Origin of the sequence: Brevibacterium sp. HMSC08F02 (assembly GCF_001807555.1) — a bacterium.
In the GTDB taxonomy this organism is placed as follows: Bacteria; Actinomycetota; Actinomycetes; order Actinomycetales; family Brevibacteriaceae; genus Brevibacterium; species Brevibacterium ravenspurgense.
This window is the reverse complement of sequence record NZ_KV789344.1, coordinates 24206-46016: the sequence shown is the minus strand read 5'-3', so window position 1 is coordinate 46016 and position 21811 is coordinate 24206. Positions and strand designations below refer to the sequence as shown.

Genomic DNA, 21811 nt, shown 5'->3' with positions numbered 1-21811 from the left:
ATCGACCAGGAGCATAGTAGAGGGGTGAATACGTCCGCCCGTTCCCTCCCGTCCGCACTGCTGAACCTGTTGCCGGGCCTGCTGCTGTGCGGTGCTGCCGCTGCGGCGGCCTTTGGTCTTGCGGCCTTTGTTCCCCATACCGGCTCTGTTCTCATGGCCATTGTGCTGGGGATGCTTGTGCGCAATCTGCTGCCTGAGCTTCCTGCACGCTTTGATCCCGGTGTTGCCTTTGCGTCGAAACCGCTGCTGCGTGCTGCGATCATCGCCTTGGGTTTTCAGCTGTCTTTGACGGATATTGCTGCGATGGGTCCGCTCGTGATTGTGCTCGTCGTGGTTCTTGTGGCGGGAGGCTTCTTCCTCAGCGTGGGCCTTGGCCGCCTGCTGGGAGTGGGCCGTGATCTTTCGATGCTGATCGGCTGCGGTTTTTCCATCTGCGGCGCCGCTGCTGTTGCCGGGGCGCAGAGCACTCTGCGTTCCCGCAAAGAGGACACTGCTGCCGCGGTTGCTCTCGTGGTGCTGTTCGGCACCATCATGATCGGTGTGGTGCCCCCGCTTGCCGGTCTGTGGCACCTCGATCCGCGCACCGCGGGCATTTGGACGGGTGCGGGTGTGCACGAGGTCGCGCAGGTTGCCGCCATCGGCGGGATCCTGGGCTCCGCGGCTTTGGAGCCGGCTGTCATCGTCAAACTCGCCCGGGTGCTCATGCTCGCCCCGGTCGTGTTCTTCCTGGGCCGCTGGATGGCACGAGGCGGAGCATCAGAGGGCACAGAATCTTCGGCTCGTGTGCCCCTTGTGCCGCTGTGGGTTGCGCTGTTCATCGCGGCAGCCGTCGCAACCACCTTCCTGCCCCTTCCCGGTTGGTTCCTCACGGGAGCAGACTGGGTGCAGAAGATCTTCTTGACCGCCGCGATGTTCGGGCTGGGTCTCGGCGTGCACTTCCGATCGCTCATCGGCATGGGTGTGCGACCGCTCATTCTTGCTGCCCTCGTAACCGTCGGCGTTGCTGCAACAGCACTGGGCGGGGCGTTGCTCGTCGCCTGAGCCGAACTCCCCGGCAGGAACAGGGGCAGCCGAGCGGCGCCTCGTGAGTCTTGCGTGCTGACCCTGCCGACCAGCCCGCCCAAACAGCTCGGCGGAGGAAACCCAGACACAGAAATGCCCCCTCGGCAGTGAGCCGAGGAGGCATTTCAGCAGTTCAGACGATCAGACGCCCACGCGGAAGCGCAGGAAGCCCTTCGCGTCGATGCCGGCTTCCTTCAGAACAGCCGAAACCGGGGTCTTGGGCTCCTTGGCGAAGCCCTGGTCCAGCAGGCAGTTGTCCTTGAAGAATGCGTTGACGCGGCCCTCCACGATGTTCGGGATGGCGCGCTCCGGCTTGCCTTCGTTCTTAGCGGTCTCAAGGGCGACCTCGCGCTCCTTTTCGACGACCTCAGCGGGAACGTCTTCGCGCGAGAAGAACTTGGGCGACATGGCTGCGATGTGCACTGCGACATCGTGTGCAACCTGGTCGTCGCCGCCTTCGTAGGCGAAGAGAACGCCGACCTGCGGGGGCAGGTCCTTGTTGGTGCGGTGCATGTACTGCGCGATCGAAGGAGCTTCGATGCGGCCCACGCGGCGCAGGTCAACCTTTTCGCCGAGCGATGCTCCGCCTTCGGTGATGATCTGCGAAACCGGCTTGCCGTCGATTTCGGTGTTCAGCAGGGTTTCAGCGTTGTCGGCGTTGTTCGCAACGGCCAGGTCGAGGACCTCTTCAGCGAGCTTGCTGAAGGTGTCGGACTTGGCAACGAAGTCGGTTTCCGAGTTGAACTCGATCATGGTGCCGACACCGTTTTCGACGCGTGCCAGAACAACGCCGTCCGAGGTGGAACGGCCTTCGCGCTTGGCAGCGCCCTGCAGGCCCTTGACGCGGAGGATCTCAACGGCCTTGGTCTTGTCGCCAGCGGCTTCGTCGAGTGCCTTCTTGACGTCCATCATGCCTGCGCCGGTCTTTTCGCGCAGCTCCTTGATGTCAGCTGTGGTGTAGTTCGCCATGGAATCTCCTTTGGAAGATACGGGGTCGAAGGGACGTGTGGTCAGGCTTCGGGCTTGTCAGCGGCCTTGTCTTCGGCCTTTTCGGCGTCAGCCTTGTCAGCTTCGGCCTTGTCTTCGGCGCCTTCGGACTTGCCTTCGAGGAGTTCGCGCTCCCATTCGGGCATCGGTTCGACGGCGGAAACGTTCTTTTCGCCCTCTTCGCTGCCGCCGTGGCGCTTGATGAGGCCTTCGGCGACTGCGTCTGCAACCACGCGGGTCAGCAGCTTGACGGAGCGGATCGAGTCGTCGTTGCCCGGGATCGGGTAGTCGACAACGTCGGGGTCGCAGTTGGTGTCGAGGATAGCGATGACCGGGATGCCGAGCTTGCGGGCTTCGTCAACGGCCAGCTGTTCCTTCTTGGTGTCGACAACCCACACGGCCGACGGGGTGCGCTGCATGTCGCGGATACCGCCGAGGGTGCGCTCGAGCTTGTCCTTTTCGCGGGACAGGATGAGCAGTTCCTTCTTGGTGCGGCCTTCGCCAGCTGCGTCCTCGAAGTCGATTTCTTCGAGTTCCTTCAGGCGGCGCAGACGACCGGCGATCGTCTGGAAGTTGGTGAGCATACCGCCGAGCCAGCGCTGGTTGACGTAGGGCTGGCCCACGCGGGTGGCCTGTTCTGCGATTGCTTCCTGAGCCTGCTTCTTCGTGCCGACGAAGAGGATCGAACCGCCGTGTGCGACGGTTTCCTTCACGAAGTCGTAGGCGGTGTCGATGTAACCCAGCGACTTCTGCAGGTCGATGATGTAGATGCCGTTGCGCTCGGTGAAGATGAAGCGCTTCATCTTCGGGTTCCAACGGCGGGTCTGGTGACCAAAGTGAACGCCGGATTCGAGCAGCTGGCGAACGGTGACGACGGCCATGCCGAGGTCTCCTTTCTCTGCGCTTGCGCGCCTAGGGTTCCTGCGGTGAGCCCGTGGGCATAGACCGCGGAACGGTTTTCGGTTGATCCTGGCACCCGTGGATCTGTCGACGCGCTTTCCACCGGACTTGGGATCCGTTGGCTGTGGACAGCGCGCACCTTCGGCAGATCGGTTGAATCGGATGCGCGAAGTCAGAAGCGGACACGCTTCTGCTGGTTTCATTCTACGCTGTCGGGCAACCCAGACAAAACGGGGCTGCCGCAGGCCAGGGCCGCCGAGGTGGAACTCCCGGGTGGAAGTGACTTCAGTTCTCGCGGCTGGGGATTTCGCCGGACTTTCCCACAGGTGTTTTCCGGGCCTCGCGGCAAGGTGAGGGGACGGGCTGAACTGAGTGCATGAAAGTCATCACCTCTGCTCTATCTTCTGCTGTTGCTGTTATCGCAGCTTCTGTTTTTGCCGCGCTGACCATGGTGGGCGGGCCGCCCTCTGCCTACGCACAGAACGCCGACGGCGCCGGTGCTGAAGCTGCGCCCCGTTGGCTGACTCCCGTTCCGGGCCTGCAGATTGTGCGCGCTTTCGACAAGCCCGAACAGAACTGGAAGGCGGGCCACCGTGGGATCGATGTCGCCGCCGCCGTCGGCGAACCGATCCGCTCCCCTGCCACAGGCACCGTGCGCTTTGCCGGGAAGGTCGCCGGAAAACCGGTTGTCAGTCTCGAAGTGGGCGGCTACGCGGTGTCGTTCGAACCCGTTGCGAGCACTGTGCGCAAGGGCGATCAGGTTGCTGCCGGGCAGGTGATCGGCACCGTTGCGGACGCTTCGCACTGTTCTGAGGGCTGTGTCCACGTCGGCGTGTGGAGGCTGGACCGGGCTAAGGACTATCTGAATCCGGCTGATTTCTTTGTTTCCGACGCCTCGATCCTGCTGCCCGAAGGGCAGGCACCGGACCGCTTGCCGGCCGCGGCACAGGGAGGCTCTGTTGCAAAGTCAGGCGCTGGCGCATGGGGCGGCTACAGCAACGGACAGATCCCGGCGGTTGCCCTGTGCCCGCTGCGGTCGGCTCCAGGCCACAGGCTGCGATGCGATGCTGCGAAATCATTTGATGCGCTGTCAGCTGCTTTTGCCCAGAGGTTTGGCCATCCGATCTCAGTGACCGACTCCTACCGCGACTACCAAACGCAGGTGGCACTCAAACGCCGCAAAGGCAAATGGGCAGCAACTCCTGGACGCTCAAACCACGGGTGGGCGCTGGCCGTGGACCTGGGCTCTGGCATCAACAGGTTCGGCACACCGCAGCATCAGTGGATGAAGTCGAACGCCGCCCGCTTCGGCTGGGTGCACCCGCCATGGGCAGAGCCATCGGGCTCTCTGCCTGAGCCGTGGCACTGGGAATACCGAGATACGGGACAGTAATGTGCCCGGTTTGGCCCCCGCGCGGTCTTCAGGCATTCTGAAGCTGTGAATCCCCAGAACCCCCGTTTGGCAATCATCGGCGGCGCTGGCCGCCTCGGCAAAGCTATTACCGACAGGTACCCGGACGAGGTCGTTTCAATTGTGCGCCGCCCGGAACAGATGTACGAGCAGATGGAGCTTTCTGACCTCGGCGTATCCCCCGTCCTGGCCGATGTTTCCCGCTCAGCAATCGAGGAACTCGCCGAAACCCTCAGCGGGGTCCACTCCGTCGTATACGCGGCGGGATCGCGGTTGGACAACAGCTTCGACGTGTTCTCCAACAACCTTGTGGGGTCACTGCGCGCGCAGCAGGCGTCCAAGCTTGCCGGTGTTGAGCGCTTTGTGCAGGTTACGCCGTGCGCAGAACTCGCTGCGGCCGTGGGCTGTGCCCACCCGGAATCAGTGACCATGGCGGACGAAGCACTGCGGATTTCCGGTTTGAACTACACAATCATCAGGCCTTCGGCAATGATGATCGATGCGGCGCCCGGTCTGCAGCTTGCTTCATCGGACATCGACTTCCAGCCTGTGCGCCTGGACGATATCGCCGACCTCGTCTGCGAAGTCCTCGATGCAGACCTCGCGCCAGGCAGTGAAATCAACGTTACGGCTGGTTCGCAGACACCCAGTTCAACCCTCAGGGACTTCCTTCGCCAGCCGAACTCTGTAAGCGCAGGCCAGCAGCCGGTCAATCTTTCTCGCAGCTGACAGCAGACGGCCTGTTCATCGGCAGGCCAAACTCGTATATCCCGTTTTATGCGCGAGGGTGGGCTTGCCGGTAGGTGTCTTTGAGCCGCTGCAGGGAAACGTGCGTATAGATCTGCGTCGAACTCAGACTGGCGTGCCCGAGCATTTCCTGCACTTGGCGAATGTCAGCCCCGTTTTCCACCATGTGAGTTGCCGCTGAATGCCGCAGACCGTGCGGTGCCAGCTTTGGGGAATCGCTGTAGCCGGCAGTTGCCCGCCCTACGACCTCGCGCACTTGACGCGGGTCAATGCGCTTTCCGCGCACGCCGACGAACAGGGCTTCAGGCTCTGCGGCCAGCGCATCCCGCCCCTTGTCCAACCAGGCGTTCAGCGCAGCTTCTGACGGCCCGCCGAAGGGCACTCGGCGTTCTTTGCGCCCCTTGCCGATGACCGTGATGAGTTTGTTGGTGAAGTCGATCGAGTCCAGGTTGAGGCTTGTGAGTTCTGATACGCGCATGCCCGTGGCGTAGAGCAGTTCGACCATGGCTCGGTCCCGCAGCTGCACCGGGGTGGGCTCTGCTGTCTGCTCCGTGTCTGCACTGGGGGTCTGCGCGGTGTTGGCCAGCACAGTTTCAGCGGCACTCTGTTTGAGGACAGCCGGCAGCCGGCCGGGTTTTTTGGGTGCCTGCAGACGCTCGGCGGGTGAAGCCTCGATGCGGCCGCTGCGCCGCAGGAATGTGAAGAACGACCTGACACCCGCGATGCGCCGTGCCGCTGTGCTGGGCGATGCCCCGTTTTCGTGGATCTCCATGAGCCAGTGGCGCAGGTTGGCCAGTTCGACGTCCCGCAGGGCAATGGGTTCCCCGCCGGCGGCGCGCACAAGGAATTCGAGCACGGACTGTGCATCGGCACAGTATGCCCGCCGGGTGTGTTCGGACACTGTCTGATGGACCGTGAGATCAGCCTCGTAGTCCTCAAGGGCCGAAGCGTATTCGGCAGGCAGTGCCTCGCGGGGAAGGTTCGAGGTCATGAATCCAGGATAGCGGGGACAGTTCACCGGCCCTTCTGCCACTCGTCACCGCTGCGCTGTGCCAGCCCGGCAAGTTCGAGTGCGGCGAGCGCGGCCGTCGTGGTCTGCGGGTCCAATCCCGCCCTCACTGCGAGAGTGGAACAGTCAACGCCGCGCTGCACCGGGAGTGCGGAGAACACTTTGAGCTCGGCATCGCTAAGACCGTCCGCCTGTTTGCCGTGTGCCTGTGCACTTTCCCGGCTGAACAGTTCGGCGATGTCCGCCGTGCCCAGCAGTTCGCGCACGTGGTCAGCTTCGGCAACGAGCACAGCGCCGGCATCCCGTATGAGACGGTGGCATCCGGCGGATTCAACATCCGAGGCGCGCCCAGGAAATGCACCCAGTGGGCGACCGAGTTCAGCTGCGTGATGCGCGGTGTTGATAGCCCCGGAGCGCCAGCCCGCCTCGACAACCACAACGGCTGATGACAGTGCGGCTATCAGCCTGTTGCGCGCCAGGAACCTGTGCCGCATGGGTGTGGCACCCGGTGGGCACTCGGAGACCACCAGGTGATTGCGGCACAGCTCTTCCAGCAGGTCCGCGTTGCCGCGCGGATACATGCGGTCCACTCCCCCGGCCATGAGCGCGATTGTTGAGGCTCGCCCGCTTGATGCAGCAAGAGCCCCGGCGTGCGCTGCCGCGTCAATGCCGAATGCTCCGCCGGAAATGACGGTCACGCAGTCGCGAGCCAGTTCAAACGCCGTGTTCTTGGCAAGCGCGGTCCCGTAACCGGTTGCGGCACGAGCACCGACAAGAGCACAGGAAACATCTGCGAGCTCGGCCAGATTGCCCGGTCCGCGCACCCACAGGGCTGTTGGCGCATCCAGACCGAGGTCATCCAGCTGCTCTGGCCATTCGCTGCTGTCCGGCGTGACGAGGCGAGCGCCAAGCCGTTCCATAATCCTCAGGTCACGGTCGGCATCGCCGTCGTGCCCTGCGATTCTGGCGCGCCATCGTTCAGCGGCTTTGCTCACCGCTTCCGTGCTGGCCGTGATGCCGAATGTGGCCGCACAGCGCGCGATGAAGCTCTTCGCCCCGGCGTTGTCTGTCCCGTCGTGGCGTGCCGCTTCGCTGAGCGCGCGCCATGTTTCTTCCACGCCTTCGGCGCGTATGCACACCGCGAGCATCCGGTCGGTGGGCTCTGCTGTGCGCAGGAGGTTCGCGGCTGCTCGCAGTTCGGCAATATCGGTCATAGCTGCTCCTGGGTTCTCAGTGCGGCCGCCGCCATGAGCTCGTCACGGCCAGGGCGTTCAATGCCGCGCAGATCGGCGATTGTTGCGGCTATGCGCAGCACACGGTCGTAACCGCGCATGGACAGCGTTCCGCGTTCTAACGCGGTATCCAGGTGCGCTGTTTCCTGCGGTGTGAAGTGGAAGATCTCCCGCAGTCGACTGCCCGGAGCTCGCGCATTGAGGGAAAAGCCGTCTGTGCTGTACCGCTCTGCTTGCACCTGCCGAGCCTGGGCAACCCGCTGTGCGACTTCTGCTGAGCCTTCGCGCTTTTCTTTTCTGTGCAGGTCGGCCGGACTGATGGGCTGCACTGTCAGCTGAATGTCCACGCGGTCCATGAGTGGACCGGACAGTTTGGCTCTATAGCGCCTTTTCTCCGTGGGACTGCACATGCACTGCCTGCCGGTCGAACCACCGCACGGGCACGGGTTTGCTGCCAGCACAAGCTGAAACTGGGCGGGCAGGTCAACCGAGCCCCACGCCCGATGAATACTGCACACTCCGCTTTCCAGGGGCTGTCGCATGGCTTCGAGAACATCGCGACTGAATTCGGGGGCCTCATCGAGGAACAGCACTCCCCTGTGGGCTTTTGACAGCACACCGATCATCCCCGGTTTGGAACCGCCCACCATTGCCGCGGCAGTCGTGCGGTGGTGCGGAGATTCAAAGGGAGGAACAGCGGCAAGCCCCCGCTCGGGATCAAGTGTGCCGTCCAGGGACTGCAGCGAGCAGGCTTCCACCGCCTCGTCAGGTGACAGGGGCGGCAGCAGACCAGGCAGGCAGCCGGCGAGCATTGTCTTGCCCGCCCCGGGCGGGCCGCTCATCAGCAGGTGGTGCCCACCGGCAGCCGCAACCTCGAGGGCCCACCGGGCGTCGTCCTGCCCCTGCACGTCCGCGAGGTCACCCGGACGCTGCGGCTCAACTGCCCGCCGACCGCTCAGCTCAACCGGCACGAGGTCAACGGGGCGCACGTCCCCGCCGAGCACCCGCACGGCATCGGCCAGACTGATGCACCCGCGCACGTCGACATCGCCAGCCAGGAGAGCTTCGCTCTCATTCGCCTTGGGCACAATCACACGCCGCAGGCCTTCCTTCCGCAGCGCGGACACCATGGGCAGCACACCGTTGACCGGATGGAGTCTGCCGTCTAGGCCCAATTCGCCAATGCAGACACACGATGCCGCGGAGTCGCGGTTGACAGCCCCTTCTGCCGCGAGCAGCGCCACCGCAATGCTGAGGTCGAACGCGGTTCCGGCTTTCTTCACACTGCCCGGTGACAGGTTCACGGTGATGCGCTGAGCCGAAAGACTCAGCCCCACATTCGACACCGCCGCACGGACTCGTTTGCGCGCTTCCGAAACCGAGGCGTCGGGAAGTCCCACGATGTCAATGCCCGGCAGCCCGTTGTTGATGCTCGCCTCCACGGCAATGACCGTGCCGGAAAGCCCCCACAGGGCGACTGCGCTCGTGGCTCCAATGGCCCGGGCCTTCGGTTTGATCACGGTGTAGGCGGGTGCGTCGGCCAGCGTGGTTGGTGCTTCACCAGTCATGGAACACCTGCTCAATGTGGGTAAGCGTCGGCGCTTCACCGCCGAAGCAGATTCCGATGACGTCAATCCGGTAGCTGGGGATGTAGCCCTTCTGCTCGGTCACCCAGCGTGTGGCCAGGCCCTGCAGGGTGCGCAGCTTGTGGAAGTCAACAGCTTCCAGCGGGTCGCCGGAAAAGGCACTCGAACGGGTTTTGACTTCAACGAACACGACGTCTTCGTCGTCATAGGCGATGATGTCGATTTCACCGTCACGGCAGCGCCAATTGCGGTCGAGGATGATCCAATCGCAGTCGCGCTCAAGGTAGTTGGCGGCGATTTCTTCGCCCCTGGCGCCCAGCGTTGTGTTGTGTGGTTTTCTCTGCGGCTCATTCATGCCGCCAACGGTGCCCGGCAGACCAGGTGGAGCGGCACCTCGTCAAAGGTCTTGGGGATAACCTGCCCTCAGTCCACAGGCGCAGGCACGGAAGTGAGCACTGGCTGAACAGCGCACCCAGCCGCCCGGTGGCCGACCCTCACAACAGCGGCAGACTCAGCCGTCGAGGTCCTCGGGGTCGGGGAAATCGCTCTTGGCGAGCTCTTCGATGTTGACGTCCTTATAGGTGAGTATCCGCACGTTCGTCACAAAGCGAGCGGTGCGCCAGGTGTCCCACACCCAGGCGTCGGTGAGCGTGACCTCGAAGAAGACATCGCGGCCGTCGGAGTGCTGCTGCACGTCAACGGAGTTGGCCAGGTAGAACCGCCGTTCGGTTTCCACGGCGTAGGAGAAAAGGCTGATGACGTCGCGGTATTCGCGGTACAGCTGCAGTTCGAGATCAGCTTCAAAAGCCTCAAGGTCTTCGACGCTCATAGCTCCTACCCTAGTGTTCGACCCTCAGAGGGCAAATGACCTGCGGTGCCACTCGGTGGGCCCGAATTCCGTCACGGCGCGCTTGTGCGCGGGGCTGGGGTACCCCTTGTTGCCCGCCCAGCCGTATTCGGGGAACTGCGCGTCGAGTTCGACCATGAGCGCATCACGGTCGACCTTCGCGATGACGGAGGCCGCGGCGATCGTGACAATCCGCCCGTCGCCCTTGATGAAGGTGCGGACTTCGGGGACCGCCGCGTCAGCGTCGGCAAACAGGTGTGCGTCCACAAGGGACGGTTCATAAGACAGCCAGTTGTGTTTGCCGTCCAACAGAACGACGTCGGCTTCGGGAAGCTCTGCCAGGGCCCTGCGGCCAGCCAATGCTAGTGCTGCTGTCAAGCCGATTTCGTCGATCTCGGCAGCCGAGGCGTAACTCACTTGCGCGTGCTCCTGCCAGTCGCGGACCGACTGGGCGACACCGGGTCGGCGCGCCGGTGTGATCTGTTTCGAGTCGTTGAGCCCCGCCGGGATGCCAGCGGGTTCGGCCAGGAGTTCATCGAGTGAGAACCAGACGGCACCCACCCCGACGGGGCCTGCGGTGCAGCCGCGCCCCACCTCGTCCATTCCGATGACCCGTCGGATGCCGTCGTCGTACAGCTGCCGTTCAAGGCTGAGGTCAGTCAGTCCGTTCACGGGTTGGGAACGTCGGCGAAGACTTCGGTGGCGGCTTTGACGCGTGAGAAGCGGTCCAGTGGCCAGTTGATGACGAACACCGTGCCGACCACGTTGTCCTTCGATACGAACGGTCCGCCGGCAGATTCGGTGTTGTAGCGCGAATCGAGTGAGTTTGCGCGGTTGTCGCCCATCACCCAGTAGCTGCCCTCGGGGACTTCCACTTTGAATTTGATGGCCGAAGGGTCGGTTCCGCGCTTGATGTAGGTTTCGTCAATCGGCTGGCCGTTGACCTTGAGGCGGCCCTTTTCGTCGCAGCATTCGACTGTGTCGCCGCCGACGCCGATGACGCGTTTGATCAGCTGCTGGCCGGCGTTGGCCGGTACGAGACCCAGGAACTCAAGCACCGGGTTCGGCTTGTAGCTGCCCGATGTGTCTGGGGGCAGCCAACCGCCCGGGTCATCGAAGACGATGATCTGTCCGCGCTGCGGTTCGTTCCACGGCAGCTGGTTGACCATGATGCGGTCGTCGATCTGCAGTGTGTTCTCCATCGATGACGACGGGATGTAGAACGAGCGGACGACGAAGGTTTTGATAGCGAAGGAAACGACGAGAGCGATCACCACGATGATCGCGATTTCACGCAGCCCCCGCAGGGCCTTGCTGCCGTCCTTCTTCCGTTCAGTCACCGGGCCATCCTATCGCGGCGCCTGCTGGTCAGATTCTCGGACTGTTCCAATGATCCGCTTGAGCGGGACCATTCCCCCGCCGGGTCGGCCCAGAAGGTTCCGCGAGTCAGTCGAATTGTGCCTGTTGTCGCCCATGAGCCACACGCGCCCTTCGGGCACGCGCACGTGGAACTCCATTTCCGAGGCGGAGCCCTCCTGGTCTTTCAGGTACGGCTCTTGCAATGGCTCACCGTTGACGGTCAGCTGGTTGTCCTCGCAGCAGACGATTTCGTCGCCGCCGATGCCGATGACGCGTTTGACGTAGAAGACGTTCTTCGGTCCGATCCCGAACCACGATGCGATGTTCTGCACCCCGCCGGGACCTGTGCCGGGGATCATGCTGCCGCGGCCGTCGAAGACGACGACGTCGCCGCGTTCAATGTCTCCCTTCAGCGCCGGGACGCGCCACACGGTGATCTTCTGCCCCGGCTGCAGAGTGGGCTCCATGGATTCAGACGGGATGGAGAATCTCTGCACGACGAAGCCGCGCAGGATGCCGGCCAGCAGGAGGCCCACGATGACCAGCCATGCGATGACCGGCAGGATGCGGCGAGTGCGTGATGTGTGCATGTTCCGGATATGACGAAGGGCGCGAACCGATCGGTTCGCGCCCTCAGTTCGTCATGCTCAGCGCTTCTCGCGGATGCGAGCGGCCTTGCCGTGACGGTCGCGCAGGTAGTACAGCTTGGCGCGGCGAACGTCACCGCGGGTCAGCACGTCGATCTTGTCGATCGTGGGTGCGTGAACCGGGAAAGTACGCTCGACGCCGATGCCGAAGCTGATCTTGCGGACGGTGAAGGTTTCGCCAACACCCTGGCCCTGACGGCGCAGAACAACACCGCGGAACACCTGGACACGCGAACGCGAGCCTTCGATGACGCGCACGTGCACGTCAACGGTGTCACCGGCCTTGAAGTTGGGAATGTCGGTCTTCAGCGAAGCCTTGTCGAGAAAATCAAGTTTCTGCATTGGTTTCTCCTGCATGCGCGCCCCGGATCGTACATGCGCGTGTCAGTATCCGCAGAAAGCGGATGGGCGGATGGTCTGCCGGATGGCCTTGCGGCTTCCCTTGTGGACTTGCGAGCCCTCCGAGGCAGGCTGAAGTCAGCAAACGCAGAGACCCAGTTTAGTGCACAGGCGCACGCCTCGCCAAGTCGAGATCAGAACCGCAGATCCGCACCGTGCCGGGCCGGCACCTCGTACGCCCGAGAGCGCCGGCTCAGTGCCGCCAAAGTGCCCGCGCAGTGCGGCACGGCACCTGGTCAGTGCCGGCCGCGAAGCGAGTCGAGGTAGTCGCGGTCCTTCTTGCTGAGGCTGTCCCACAGCTTTTCGAGCATGTCGGGACGCACCTCGCTTGTCCTGCGCAGCCGCTGTTCGTAGCGCCAACGGGCGATTGCCGCGTGGTTGCCCGACAGCAGAACCTCGGGGATGCCGCGACCGCGCCATTCGGCGGGCTTTGTGTAGGCGGGATATTCGAGCAGCCCGTCTTCGTGGCTTTCCTCGTCCAGTGATTCCGGGTTGCCGATGATGCCCGGGATCAGCCGGGCAATCGCCTCGATCATGACGAGTGCCGCGACTTCGCCGCCGTTGAGCACGTAGTCGCCGATGCTGATGAGCTCAACATCGAAGCGGCCATCGTCTGCGGCCCATTCGACGACCCTCTGGTCGATGCCCTCGTAGCGTCCGCAGGCAAACACGAGGTGTTCACGCTGAGCGAGGTCGCGCGCAATCTGTTGAGTGAAGGGGACACCCGCTGGGCTGGGCACGATCAGCACGGGCCGCTCCCCCGTTCCCGAGGCGCCCTCGAGTGTGCTTTCCAGGGCCTGTGCCCACGGCTCGGCTTTCATCACCATGCCAGCACCGCCCCCGTAGGGGGTGTCATCAACGGTGTGGTGGCGGTCAGTGGTGTAGTCGCGCGGGTTGCTCACCCGCAAGTCCAGGTGGCCGTCCCTGCGGGCTTTGCCGATGAGGGAAAGGTCGAGCGGGCTTAAGTAGTCCGGGAAGATTGTGAGAACGTCGAGTCTCACGATTCGCCGTCCTGCGGCAGCAGTCCCGCCGGCGGGGTGATCGTCACGGTGCCGGCGTCGATGTCGACGTGTGGAACGATTTCCTCAACGAACGGGATAAGAGCCTCAGCCCCGCTGTGCAGGGTGATTTCGAGGAGATCCTGCGCGGGGTTGTTGATGACGTCGGCGACTTTGCCGATCACGGTGTCGTTTTCGATCACGTCGAGGCCGATGAGGTCGGCAACGTACCAGGCGCTGTCGTCGTCACTGTCGTCCGCTTCGACGCTGATGAGGGTGTTGCGGACCTCTTCCGCCCGCGTGCGGTCGCTGATTTCGGCGAAGGTCAGCAGCAGGCGGTCGCGATGCCACCTGGCCCGGGTCAAAGTGAGAGTGCCGATGTCCGGCTGAGTGGAGAATTCACTGCCGACGAGGAAGCGCTCATCGGGATCATCGGTGCGGACTTCGACGGTGAACTCACCGCGGATTCCGTGTGGTTTGCCCAGCCGGGCGACAACTTGACTCACAGGGGCCTTTCACAGCTTGACGGACCCCTCCAGTGTAACGGCGGGCGGTCTGCCGTGGGGCGCGCCCGAGCTGCTGCGGCCCAGCCGCGCCCTGCACCCCGGCGGCCGACGAAAACCGGACCTCCACCTCGGCCCCTTCCTGCACCCGCACACCGTTTAGCAACAAAAACACCCGAAAACAGTGGCGGCTAACGGGAGTTTTTCTTGCTAACGGGTGGGCCCTTGCGGCTAAAGCACAGATCCGTCGCTAACGGGTGTGCCAAAGCTGCGATATCAAACACAACAGCGCCCCGGGAGGAAATCCTCCACGGGGCGCTGTTTGAAGACTGCCAGTGTGATCAGGCTTCGACAAGATCGACGCGCACGCGTTCGCCGGAAATGGCGTTCACGACTTTGCGCAGCGACTTGGCGGTGCGTCCGGCACGTCCGATGACACGACCGAGGTCGTCAGGGTGGACGCGCACTTCGAGGGTCGTACCGCGACCGCTGCTGCGCTCCCTCACGGAAACGTCGTCAGGATTGTCGACGATTCCCTGTACGAGGTGTTCAAGCGCCTGCGCAAGCATGATCAGGCCTCTTCTGCTTCTTCAGCAGCGGGTGCTTCTTCAGCAGGAGCTTCGGCGGCTTCTTCAGCCGGAGCTTCCTCAGCCTTTTCTTCCTTCGGCTTGATGACCGACTTGGCTTCGGGAGCTTCGAATTCCTGCTTTTCAGCCTGGCCCTCGACGCGGTTGGTGGTGTCACCTTCGCCGGTGAACTTAGCCCAGTCACCCGTGAGCTTGAGCAGAGCCTTGACCTGGTCGGTGGGCTGAGCACCCACGGAGAGCCAGTACTGTGCGCGCTCCGAGTCGATCTTGATGACCGACGGGTTGTAGGTGGGCTGGTACAGACCGATCTCTTCGATCGGACGGCCGTTCTGGCGGGTCTTCGAGTCAGCCACGACAACGCGGTAGTGCGGTACGTGGACCTTGCCGATGCGGTTCAGACGAATTTTGACTGCCACTTCTGTGGTGTCTCCTTTTGCAATCAGGGTGAAGATCCGAGCGCATGACGTGGGGATGTCAGCGGTTCGTGTCTTCGTGTTCCAGCCTGTCCGCTGGTTGAGAGGGATCAGCGGGCAGACAAGTACAGCAGATTATTGTGCCAGAAAAGTGGCTGGCTTGCCACCGGGAGCTGGCCGGGCTTTCCAGCGCCGGTTACTTCGAGAAGCCGCCGAAGCCCTTCGGCAGCTTCGACAGGTCGAACTCTTCGTCATCCCCCAGGTCGATGCCGCCGAAGGATGCGCCCTGCTGGCTGGGTGCCTTGCCTTCGCGGCGCAGCTGCGCTTCGCGTTCCTGCTGTGCGCGCTTTGCCGGGTTGCCGGATTTGCCGGCACCACTGCGCTTCTTGCCGCCGGACTTGCGGCGCTGCTTGCGGCCTCCCCCGGCACCCATGCCCGGCATTCCCGGCATGGCGGGCATACCCGGCATCTGCGGCATGCCGCGGCCGCCGCCCATCTGCTTCATCATCTTCTGCATGGCGGCGAACTGCTCCATGAGCTGATTGACGCGGCTGACCTCAACACCGGCACCGCGGGCAATACGGGCCCTGCGGGATCCGTTGAGAATCTTGGGGTTGGCGCGCTCAGCCGGTGTCATCGAGCGGATGATCGCCTCGATGCGGTCGAATTCACGTTCGTCGAACTGTTCGATCAACTGGCGGTGCTGGGCCATGCCCGGGATCATGCCGAGCATCTTCTTCATCGAGCCCATCTTGCGGATGGCGCCGATCTGCTTGAGGAAGTCCTCGAGGTCAAAGCCGTCACCGGATTCGACCTTCTTGGCGAGCTTTTCGGCTTCCTTCTTGTCGAAGGTGCGCTCGGCCTGCTCGATGAGCGTCATGATGTCGCCCATGTCGAGGATCCGGTCGGCCATGCGGTCCGGGTGGAACTGTTCGAAGTCCTTCAGCCCTTCGCCGGTCGAGGCGAACATGATGGGCTTTCCGGTGACTTCGGCGACCGACAGGGCGGCACCGCCTCGTGAATCACCGTCGAGCTTCGACAGGACGACACCCGTGAAGTCGACGCCCTCAAGGAAGGCCTCGGCGGTCTGCACAGCGTCCTGACCGATCATGGCGTCGATGACGAACAGGACTTCGTCGGGGTTGACGGCCGCGCGGATGTCGGCGGCCTGCTGCATGAGCTCCTGGTCGATGCCCAGGCGGCCCGCGGTGTCGACGATGACCACGTCGTGCAGCTTCTGGCGGGCTTCTTCGATCGAGTCCTTGGCAACAGCCACGGGGTCGCCCACACCGTTGCCCGGCTCCGGAGCGTAGACGGGAACGCTGGCGCGTTCACCCATCACCTGGAGCTGGTTGACTGCGTTCGGCCTCTGAAGGTCACAGGCCACGAGCATGGGGCGGTGGCCCTCGCCGCGCAGCCAGTGAGCGAGTTTTCCGGCCAGGGTGGTCTTACCGGCACCCTGCAGACCGGCGAGCATGATGACCGTCGGCGGCTTCTTGGCGAATTCGAGGCGGCGGGTCTGCCCGCCGAGGATTCCCTTGAGTTCGTCACCGACGATCTTGACGACCTGCTGGCCGGGGTTGAGCGCCTGCGAAACCTCTTCCGACAGCGCGCGTTCGCGCACGCGCCCCGTGAAGGAGCGCACCACCGGAAGCGCGACGTCAGCGTCGAGAAGCGCACGGCGGATTTCGCGGATTGTCGCATCGACATCTGCTTCCGACAGGCGGCCTTTGCCGCGCAGATTGCGGAAGGTTGCTGTCAGGCGATCGGAAAGAGAGTTGAACACGGGTTCTGACTGCCTTCTTATGTGGACTGAAACTCAACAGACAAGGATAGACGATGCGCCGGGCCCGGTTTCTCAGCTGTTGCCGTCCGGATCCGCTGTCCCACGGCACCGGTGGGGTCAAGCGGCTGTGCCGGTCCCGGTCAGGATTCGAGCAGCGCGTCGACGAAGCCCTCGGCGGTGAACGGCGCGAGGTCGTCAGCGCCTTCGCCCAGGCCGATGAGTTTGACGGGCACTCCCAGGGCACGCTGAACGGCGACGACGATGCCGCCCTTTGCGGTGCCGTCGAGCTTCGTGAGCACAATGCCGGTGATGTCGACGGATTCGGCGAACACCTTCGCCTGCTGCATGCCGTTCTGACCGGTGGTGGCATCCAGGACGAGCAGAACTTCGTCAACCTCGTGCCCCTCGCCCAGCGGGCGGGTTGCCACGCGCTTGACCTTGCCGAGTTCGTCCATGAGGTCACGCTTGTTCTGCAGGCGGCCGGCGGTGTCGATGACGACAACGTCAACGCCGTCGCGCTTGCCCTGTTCGACGGCTGCGTAGGCAACCGATGCGGGGTCGACGCCCTCTTCTCCGCGGACGGTCTCGACACCCACGCGGTCGCCCCACGTGGTGAGCTGCTCTGCGGCTGCCGCACGGAAGGTGTCCGCCGCTCCGAGTACGACCTTGCGGTCTTCGGCTACAAGGACGCGGGCGATTTTGCCCACGGTGGTGGTTTTGCCGGCACCGTTGACGCCCACCACGAGCATGACGGCGGGGTCGCCGGCTGCCTGAGCGGCCTCCGTGCGATCGACGTTGAGCGTGCGGTCCATGGTCGGGTCGACGACTTTGATGAGCTCTTCGCGCAGCAGGGGCTTGAGGTGTTCGGGGTCGCGGGTGCCGAGCACTCGCACCCTTTCGCGCAGCGAGTCGACCAGTTCGGCGGTCGTGTCAACGCCGAGGTCGGCCATGATGAGCGAATCTTCGATGTCTTCCCACGTCTGTTCGTCCAGAGTGTCCTGGGACAGCAGGGTCAGCAGACCGCGGCCGAAGACGTTGTTGGACTTGGCCAGTCGAGCGCGCAGCCGGGCCAGGCGGGTGGTCGGTTCGGTGGGGGTTTCGTACCGCCGCTCCTCTTCGACCTCAGTGGTTTCGGTGTCCTCGACGAGGTCCGGCACGTGTGCCGGCGGAGTGCGGCGCTTAGTACGCGCAGGGCCGAAGAGCACAAAGCCCACGGCGATGAGAACAATGGCCAGGATGATGCCGACTGTGACAAGAGTGTCCATGGCACCCAATCTAGCGGAACAGAATATTCAGGGTGGTCCTCAGCCCCGCACCGGTTTCCGGGACCTTCCAGTGTCGGGTGCGCGGCCGCAGCGTTGAGAGGCTCGGTGCCGCGTGACGGCGCGGCTGCGGTATGAGCACGTAGTGGTGGTCGGCCATCGCGGTGACGGCGGCTTGTTCGCGCGTGGGAAGGTGCGCGGTTTCTTCGTCTGCACCGAAGAAGCCGTAGTCGTCATAGCCGGTCCACGAGTGAGGCAGGCGGAAGCGCTGCGAGGAGCTGGCCCTGATGCGGCCTTCTTCGCGCAGGCGCGGCACAGCCACGGCGAGCACGATGATGATGCCGATCGTCAGAATGATCGCCAGGCCGATGAGGAGAATGACAAAGCTGCCCAGACCAGCCATCAGCACCCCGTGATTGGGCGGTTGCAGAACATGGGCAGAAGCTCCTCGGCGCGTGATTTCGGCAGATCTCAGAAGACCAGCTTAATGCGACCAAGCTGATAGTTCTATTCGAGAACCACCTATTCGCCTCGCCGGCTGTCGGCCAGCCGCTGTGAGACGACCTTTGAGATTCCATCGCCGCCCATTGTGACGCCGTAGAGGGCATCGGCGATCTCCATTGTGCGCTTCTGGTGGGTGATGACGATCAGCTGCGAGCTTTCCTGCAGCTCTTTGAAAACCCCCAGCAGGCGGGTGAGGTTCGCGTCGTCGAGTGCCGCTTCGACTTCGTCCATGACGTAGAAAGGGCTGGGCCGGGCTTTGAAGATCGCCACGAGGATGGCAACAGCGACGAGCGAGCGTTCCCCACCCGACAGCAATGACAGCCTGCGGACTCGCTTTCCGGCTGGCCGGGCGAACACCTCGACCCCGGTCGTGAGCATGTCGTCCGGGTCTGTCAGCGACAGCGACCCTTCACCCCCGGGGAACAGTCGGCTGAAGATGTCGGTGAATTCACGTGCCGTGTCGGCAAAGGCCTCGGCGAAGACCTCTTTGACGAGTTCGTCGATTTGGCTGACCATGCCGCGCAGATCCTCGCGGGTCTCTTCGATGTCGTTGATCTGCTTTTCCAGGTAGTCGTGGCGTTCCTGCAGCGCGGTGAACTCTTCGAGCGCCAGCGGGTTGACCTTGCCGATGCGCTTCATTTCGCGCTCGGCTTTTTTCTGTGCGGCTTCGACTTCAGCGCGCACAAACGGCCGGGTCGGCAGTTCGTCAGCGTCGCTGTCAACGTCAGCTGAGAAGTCGGGGACGTCGAGGTGGGGGCCGAACTGTTCGACGAGGTTCTGGGCCGCCAGGCCGATTTCCTGTTCCGCTCGCCGGCTGAGCTCTTCGAGCTTGAGTACGAAGCGTTCGCGTTTCAGCGCTGCCGCGTGTTCGGCTTCTGCAAGCTTCGCCGATTCTCCGCGGAGCTCTTCCAGGCTTTCCCGCAGCTTTTCGGCACGTTGGTTGGCTTCCGCGCGGCTTGACTGCAGCCGGGCGTGTTCTGCTTCGGCGCTCTTTTCGCGTTCGGCCAGATGTTCGGCGAGTTCCACGGCGATGGCACCGGCGGCTTCGGTTCTGTCTGCCAGCAGCCTGCGCGCCTGTTCTTCGCGCTGCAGGCGTTCGCGTTCGGCCTGTTGGGCGCGCGCTTTGCGGCGCAGGCTGTCGATGCGGTCGGCTAGGAAGCGCACGCGGTCATCGGCTGAGCGGGCCGCGATCCGGGCTTCCATGACCTCTTCGCCCAGCTGCGAGTGTTCTTGTGCCAGACGGTCGCGGTCTTCTGTGTCGGGTTCGGCATCGACGCTGTCGAGTCCCGCAAGGGCTGCCTGGGCTTTGTCACGCTGCTCTTCCGCCTGGGCTCGGCGTTCTTCCAGCTGTGCGCTGCGGGCATCGAGGCGCTCGATTTCTGCCTCCAGCAGCTGCACGCGCTCCTTGGCGGCCGTAACGCTGCCTTGGGCGCGGATACCCTGAGCTTCCGCGTCGCGCCGGGCTTCTTGCGCCTGCTGTTCGTCACTGCGGGCGGTCCGGAGGGCTTCGCGCAGCTTCTCAACTTCCGACGAGGCGTCTGCGGCTGCCCGTGTGAGGTCGCCGATGCCGGCCTGGGCTTCTGCGAGCGCGTTGCGCGCTTCGGCACGGGCGGCTTCCGCCCTGCCGGAGCGGCGCACGCGGTGGGCTTCGATGACGGTTCCCGCCCGCGTCACGCAGGTCAGGTCAGGGTGGTCTTCCAAAAGCGCAAGCGCAGCATCGGAATCATCGACGATGACGGTGCGGCTGAGCACCGACCGCAAGGCGGCGTGCAGTGCGGGATCCGTCGAGGCCACGACGTCAACAGCTCGCCTGCCGCCGCTGACCTCGCGAGCTTCAGGACCGCTGGTCTGGGCCGTGGAGCCGATGACGGTGTCGACGTCGGCACCGTCGTCCGTGCTGTCCAGCAGTGCGAGCCCTGCTGCATGGCTGCTGGCAAACAGTGCCTGCGCAAACGGGCCGAGTGCTGCCGCAGCTGCTGTTTCGAAGCCCGCTTCGATCTCCAGGAGGTCTTCTACTCGTCCGGTCACCCCGTCGATTTCAAGGGCGAGGAGGTCCTCGGCTGATGCCGAATGCGAGGCGCTCAGCTGCAGGGCCTCAATGCGGGCCTCTGTCTTGCGCAGCTGACCGGTCAGTTCGGCACTGCGCGCACTGGCTTCGTCAAATGCCTTCTGAGCTTGCGCGGTGGCGTCCGCGGCAGCCTTCACAGTGTCGTCGATGCCGGTCTGGTCGCCTTCGAGTTCAGCTGCGGCGGCTTCTGCACGCTGGGCTTCGGCGCGTGCGGCTTCGATGTCGGCCAGGAGCTTGTCGCGTGCCGGCGCGGCGTCAGCTTTTTCGCGGGCAATCCCCTCGAGAGCCCGGTTGGCTGTTTCGACATCGGATTCGAGGCCGGCCCGGATGCGGACCTTTTCGGCGATTTCCGCCCGTGCGGCTTTCAGCGCGGCTTCTGCCTGCTCGAGCTTTCCTGAAATCTCCGAGCGGGTCTGCGCCAGCTCTTCGAGGCTCTGTGCCCTCTTGCTCTGCTGGTCTTCGGCATCGCTGAGCTCACCGCGGAAGTGCTCGGCCCGCTCCAGCAGCGCTTCGGGTTCGTCGCCGCTGAGCTTCTGGGCGGGTGTGCGGAGGAATTCCACACGGTCGCGAGCGCGGCCAGCTGCCGCCTTGGCTCGAGTGGCAGCCTGCCCCACCCTGCGCAGCAGCTGCGAGAGGCGGTCGTGTTCTTCTTCCGCCTTCACCGCGGCGGTGCGCGCCTCAGAGATTTCCTCTTCCAGCTGTGCAATGCGTGCCTCTAGGTGCTGACGCTGCTGGGATTCCGCGTGGGCATCGCCCGTGTTCTGCAGCGCGGCTTCTGTTTGGACGATGTCATCGGCCAGCAGACGGGCGTTGGCATCGCGTAGCTCCGCCTGGACGGTTGCGGCGCGCTGTGCGGCACGCGCCTGCCTGCCCAGGGGCCCCAGCTGTCGGGCGAGTTCTGCCCGCAGGTCCTGCAGGCGGTCGAGGTTGGTCTGCAGGCCGTTGAGTTTGCGGACGGCTTTTTCTTTGCGCCTGCGGTGTTTGAGGACACCGGCGGCCTCTTCGATGATTCCGCGGCGCTCAAAGGGGTCGGCGTGAAGGACCTGGTCCAGCTGTCCCTGGCCGACGATGACGTGCATCTCTTTGCCCAGACCGGAGTCTGAGAGCAGCTCCTGGATGTCCAGAAGCCTGGCGGGTGCGCCGTTGACGGCGTATTCGCTGCCGCCTGAGCGGAACAGCGTGCGGCTGATGGTGACTTCCGTGTAGTCAATCGGGATGGCCCCGTCGGTGTTGTCAATCGTCAGACTGACTTCGGCCCGGCCCAGGGCCTGCCGTTTCGAGGTGCCGGCGAAGATGACGTCCTCCATTTTTCCGCCTCGGAGGTTCTTCGCTCCCTGCTCCCCCATGACCCATGCGAGCGCGTCGACGACGTTCGACTTGCCTGAACCATTCGGTCCGACCACACACGTAATGCCCGGTTCGAGTTCAAGCCGGGTGGCAGACGCGAACGACTTGAAGCCGCGCATCGACAGGGTTTTGAGGAACATTCAGATCAGCATAGCCG

General features: G+C 63.9%; 22 protein-coding genes. 3 read left to right on the top strand and 19 right to left on the bottom strand.

All coding sequences use genetic code 11. The features are described 5' to 3' along the window. The first annotated feature begins 24 nt into the window (after positions 1-24). Positions 25-1041 (top strand): YeiH family protein, encoded by a 1017-nt coding sequence (locus HMPREF3172_RS01635; protein ID WP_070514913.1) that lies wholly within the window; start codon positions 25-27, stop codon positions 1039-1041. A 162-nt stretch (positions 1042-1203) separates the two neighbouring features. Here HMPREF3172_RS01635 and tsf read toward each other — a convergent pair whose 3' ends face one another. Continuing rightward, positions 1204-2031: a translation elongation factor Ts gene (gene tsf, locus HMPREF3172_RS01630; protein ID WP_019174839.1), complete on the bottom strand. Its 828-nt coding sequence runs from the start codon at positions 2029-2031 to the stop codon at positions 1204-1206. A 41-nt stretch (positions 2032-2072) separates the two neighbouring features. Beyond that, complete coding sequence (gene rpsB / locus HMPREF3172_RS01625) at positions 2073-2930, bottom strand: 30S ribosomal protein S2 (RefSeq protein WP_061943801.1); 858 nt, start codon at positions 2928-2930, stop codon at positions 2073-2075. 395 nt (positions 2931-3325) lie between these two features. Here rpsB and HMPREF3172_RS01620 point away from each other — a divergent pair, with 395 nt between their 5' ends. Then, on the top strand, positions 3326-4342 hold the full coding sequence (locus tag HMPREF3172_RS01620; protein ID WP_070514911.1) for a peptidoglycan DD-metalloendopeptidase family protein: 1017 nt from the start codon (positions 3326-3328) through the stop codon (positions 4340-4342). 45 nt (positions 4343-4387) lie between these two features. After that, positions 4388-5089 (top strand): NAD(P)H-binding protein, encoded by a 702-nt coding sequence (locus HMPREF3172_RS01615; RefSeq protein ID WP_082784780.1) that lies wholly within the window; start codon positions 4388-4390, stop codon positions 5087-5089. Positions 5090-5135: 46 nt separating this feature from the next. Here HMPREF3172_RS01615 and HMPREF3172_RS01610 read toward each other — a convergent pair whose 3' ends face one another. From HMPREF3172_RS01610 to smc, 17 genes are all read right to left on the bottom strand, one after another. Beyond that, a complete protein-coding gene (locus HMPREF3172_RS01610) occupies positions 5136-6098 on the bottom strand; it encodes a tyrosine recombinase XerC (RefSeq protein ID WP_070423891.1) in 963 nt (320 codons plus the stop codon). Between the two features lie 23 nt (positions 6099-6121). Beyond that, entirely contained in the window at positions 6122-7330 is a 1209-nt protein-coding gene (gene dprA / locus HMPREF3172_RS01605) for a DNA-processing protein DprA (RefSeq protein ID WP_070514909.1), read from the bottom strand. Further along, the gene (locus HMPREF3172_RS01600; RefSeq protein ID WP_083281359.1) at positions 7327-8916 is read right to left on the bottom strand and encodes a YifB family Mg chelatase-like AAA ATPase; all 1590 of its coding nucleotides are present in this window, start codon (positions 8914-8916) and stop codon (positions 7327-7329) included. The genes dprA and HMPREF3172_RS01600 overlap by 4 nt, the downstream gene beginning before the upstream one ends. Further along, complete coding sequence (locus tag HMPREF3172_RS01595; RefSeq protein WP_019174832.1) at positions 8906-9289, bottom strand: YraN family protein; 384 nt, start codon at positions 9287-9289, stop codon at positions 8906-8908. Before HMPREF3172_RS01595 ends, HMPREF3172_RS01600 begins: the two co-directional genes overlap by 11 nt. Before the next feature lie 156 nt (positions 9290-9445). Beyond that, positions 9446-9763 (bottom strand): DUF2469 domain-containing protein, encoded by a 318-nt coding sequence (locus tag HMPREF3172_RS01590; protein WP_061943787.1) that lies wholly within the window; start codon positions 9761-9763, stop codon positions 9446-9448. Between the two features lie 24 nt (positions 9764-9787). After that, positions 9788-10453 carry a ribonuclease HII gene (locus tag HMPREF3172_RS01585; protein ID WP_070514907.1) on the bottom strand — a complete coding sequence of 222 codons (666 nt, stop codon included), beginning with the start codon at positions 10451-10453 and terminating at the stop codon, positions 9788-9790. Continuing rightward, positions 10450-11121: a signal peptidase I gene (gene lepB / locus HMPREF3172_RS01580; protein WP_019174829.1), complete on the bottom strand. Its 672-nt coding sequence runs from the start codon at positions 11119-11121 to the stop codon at positions 10450-10452. The genes HMPREF3172_RS01585 and lepB (HMPREF3172_RS01580) overlap by 4 nt, the downstream gene beginning before the upstream one ends. A gap of 9 nt (positions 11122-11130) precedes the next feature. Beyond that, positions 11131-11730, bottom strand: coding sequence for a signal peptidase I (lepB, locus tag HMPREF3172_RS01575; RefSeq protein WP_070514905.1), 600 nt, complete (start codon positions 11728-11730; stop codon positions 11131-11133). A gap of 57 nt (positions 11731-11787) precedes the next feature. Further along, complete coding sequence (rplS, locus tag HMPREF3172_RS01570; protein WP_019174827.1) at positions 11788-12129, bottom strand: 50S ribosomal protein L19; 342 nt, start codon at positions 12127-12129, stop codon at positions 11788-11790. Positions 12130-12422: 293 nt separating this feature from the next. Further along, the gene (trmD, locus tag HMPREF3172_RS01565) at positions 12423-13187 is read right to left on the bottom strand and encodes a tRNA (guanosine(37)-N1)-methyltransferase TrmD (protein WP_061943773.1); all 765 of its coding nucleotides are present in this window, start codon (positions 13185-13187) and stop codon (positions 12423-12425) included. Beyond that, a complete protein-coding gene (gene rimM / locus HMPREF3172_RS01560) occupies positions 13184-13690 on the bottom strand; it encodes a ribosome maturation factor RimM (protein WP_062019485.1) in 507 nt (168 codons plus the stop codon). Before rimM ends, trmD begins: the two co-directional genes overlap by 4 nt. A gap of 338 nt (positions 13691-14028) precedes the next feature. Beyond that, positions 14029-14256, bottom strand: coding sequence for an RNA-binding protein (locus HMPREF3172_RS01555; protein WP_019174823.1), 228 nt, complete (start codon positions 14254-14256; stop codon positions 14029-14031). A gap of 2 nt (positions 14257-14258) precedes the next feature. After that, a complete protein-coding gene (gene rpsP / locus HMPREF3172_RS01550; RefSeq protein ID WP_061943767.1) occupies positions 14259-14690 on the bottom strand; it encodes a 30S ribosomal protein S16 in 432 nt (143 codons plus the stop codon). Positions 14691-14883: 193 nt separating this feature from the next. Beyond that, positions 14884-16473, bottom strand: a complete 1590-nt coding sequence (gene ffh, locus HMPREF3172_RS01545; protein WP_070514903.1) for a signal recognition particle protein — start codon at positions 16471-16473, stop codon at positions 14884-14886. A 140-nt stretch (positions 16474-16613) separates the two neighbouring features. After that, positions 16614-17738 carry a signal recognition particle-docking protein FtsY gene (gene ftsY, locus HMPREF3172_RS01540; protein WP_061943761.1) on the bottom strand — a complete coding sequence of 375 codons (1125 nt, stop codon included), beginning with the start codon at positions 17736-17738 and terminating at the stop codon, positions 16614-16616. Between the two features lie 10 nt (positions 17739-17748). Beyond that, positions 17749-18138, bottom strand: a complete 390-nt coding sequence (locus HMPREF3172_RS01535) for a hypothetical protein (RefSeq protein WP_040377204.1) — start codon at positions 18136-18138, stop codon at positions 17749-17751. A gap of 119 nt (positions 18139-18257) precedes the next feature. Continuing rightward, on the bottom strand, positions 18258-21794 hold the full coding sequence (gene smc / locus HMPREF3172_RS01530; protein ID WP_070514902.1) for a chromosome segregation protein SMC: 3537 nt from the start codon (positions 21792-21794) through the stop codon (positions 18258-18260). Between the last annotated feature and the right edge of the window lie 17 nt (positions 21795-21811).

Excerpts from the sequence above, each read along its gene's own strand:
- tsf (WP_019174839.1), bottom strand. The coding sequence starts at position 2,031 with ATGGCGAACTACACCACAGCTGACATCAAGGAGCTGCGCGAAAAGACC.
- rpsB (WP_061943801.1), bottom strand. The coding sequence starts at position 2,930 with ATGGCCGTCGTCACCGTTCGCCAGCTGCTCGAATCCGGCGTTCACTTT.
- HMPREF3172_RS01620 (WP_070514911.1), top strand. The coding sequence starts at position 3,326 with ATGAAAGTCATCACCTCTGCTCTATCTTCTGCTGTTGCTGTTATCGCA.
- HMPREF3172_RS01610 (WP_070423891.1), bottom strand. The coding sequence starts at position 6,098 with ATGACCTCGAACCTTCCCCGCGAGGCACTGCCTGCCGAATACGCTTCG.
- dprA (WP_070514909.1), bottom strand. The coding sequence starts at position 7,330 with ATGACCGATATTGCCGAACTGCGAGCAGCCGCGAACCTCCTGCGCACA.
- HMPREF3172_RS01600 (WP_083281359.1), bottom strand. The coding sequence starts at position 8,916 with ATGACTGGTGAAGCACCAACCACGCTGGCCGACGCACCCGCCTACACC.
- HMPREF3172_RS01595 (WP_019174832.1), bottom strand. The coding sequence starts at position 9,289 with ATGAATGAGCCGCAGAGAAAACCACACAACACAACGCTGGGCGCCAGG.
- HMPREF3172_RS01590 (WP_061943787.1), bottom strand. The coding sequence starts at position 9,763 with ATGAGCGTCGAAGACCTTGAGGCTTTTGAAGCTGATCTCGAACTGCAG.
- lepB (WP_070514905.1), bottom strand. The coding sequence starts at position 11,730 with ATGCACACATCACGCACTCGCCGCATCCTGCCGGTCATCGCATGGCTG.
- rplS (WP_019174827.1), bottom strand. The coding sequence starts at position 12,129 with ATGCAGAAACTTGATTTTCTCGACAAGGCTTCGCTGAAGACCGACATT.
- HMPREF3172_RS01555 (WP_019174823.1), bottom strand. The coding sequence starts at position 14,256 with ATGCTTGCGCAGGCGCTTGAACACCTCGTACAGGGAATCGTCGACAAT.
- ftsY (WP_061943761.1), bottom strand. The coding sequence starts at position 17,738 with ATGGACACTCTTGTCACAGTCGGCATCATCCTGGCCATTGTTCTCATC.
- HMPREF3172_RS01535 (WP_040377204.1), bottom strand. The coding sequence starts at position 18,138 with ATGGCTGGTCTGGGCAGCTTTGTCATTCTCCTCATCGGCCTGGCGATC.
- smc (WP_070514902.1), bottom strand. The coding sequence starts at position 21,794 with ATGTTCCTCAAAACCCTGTCGATGCGCGGCTTCAAGTCGTTCGCGTCT.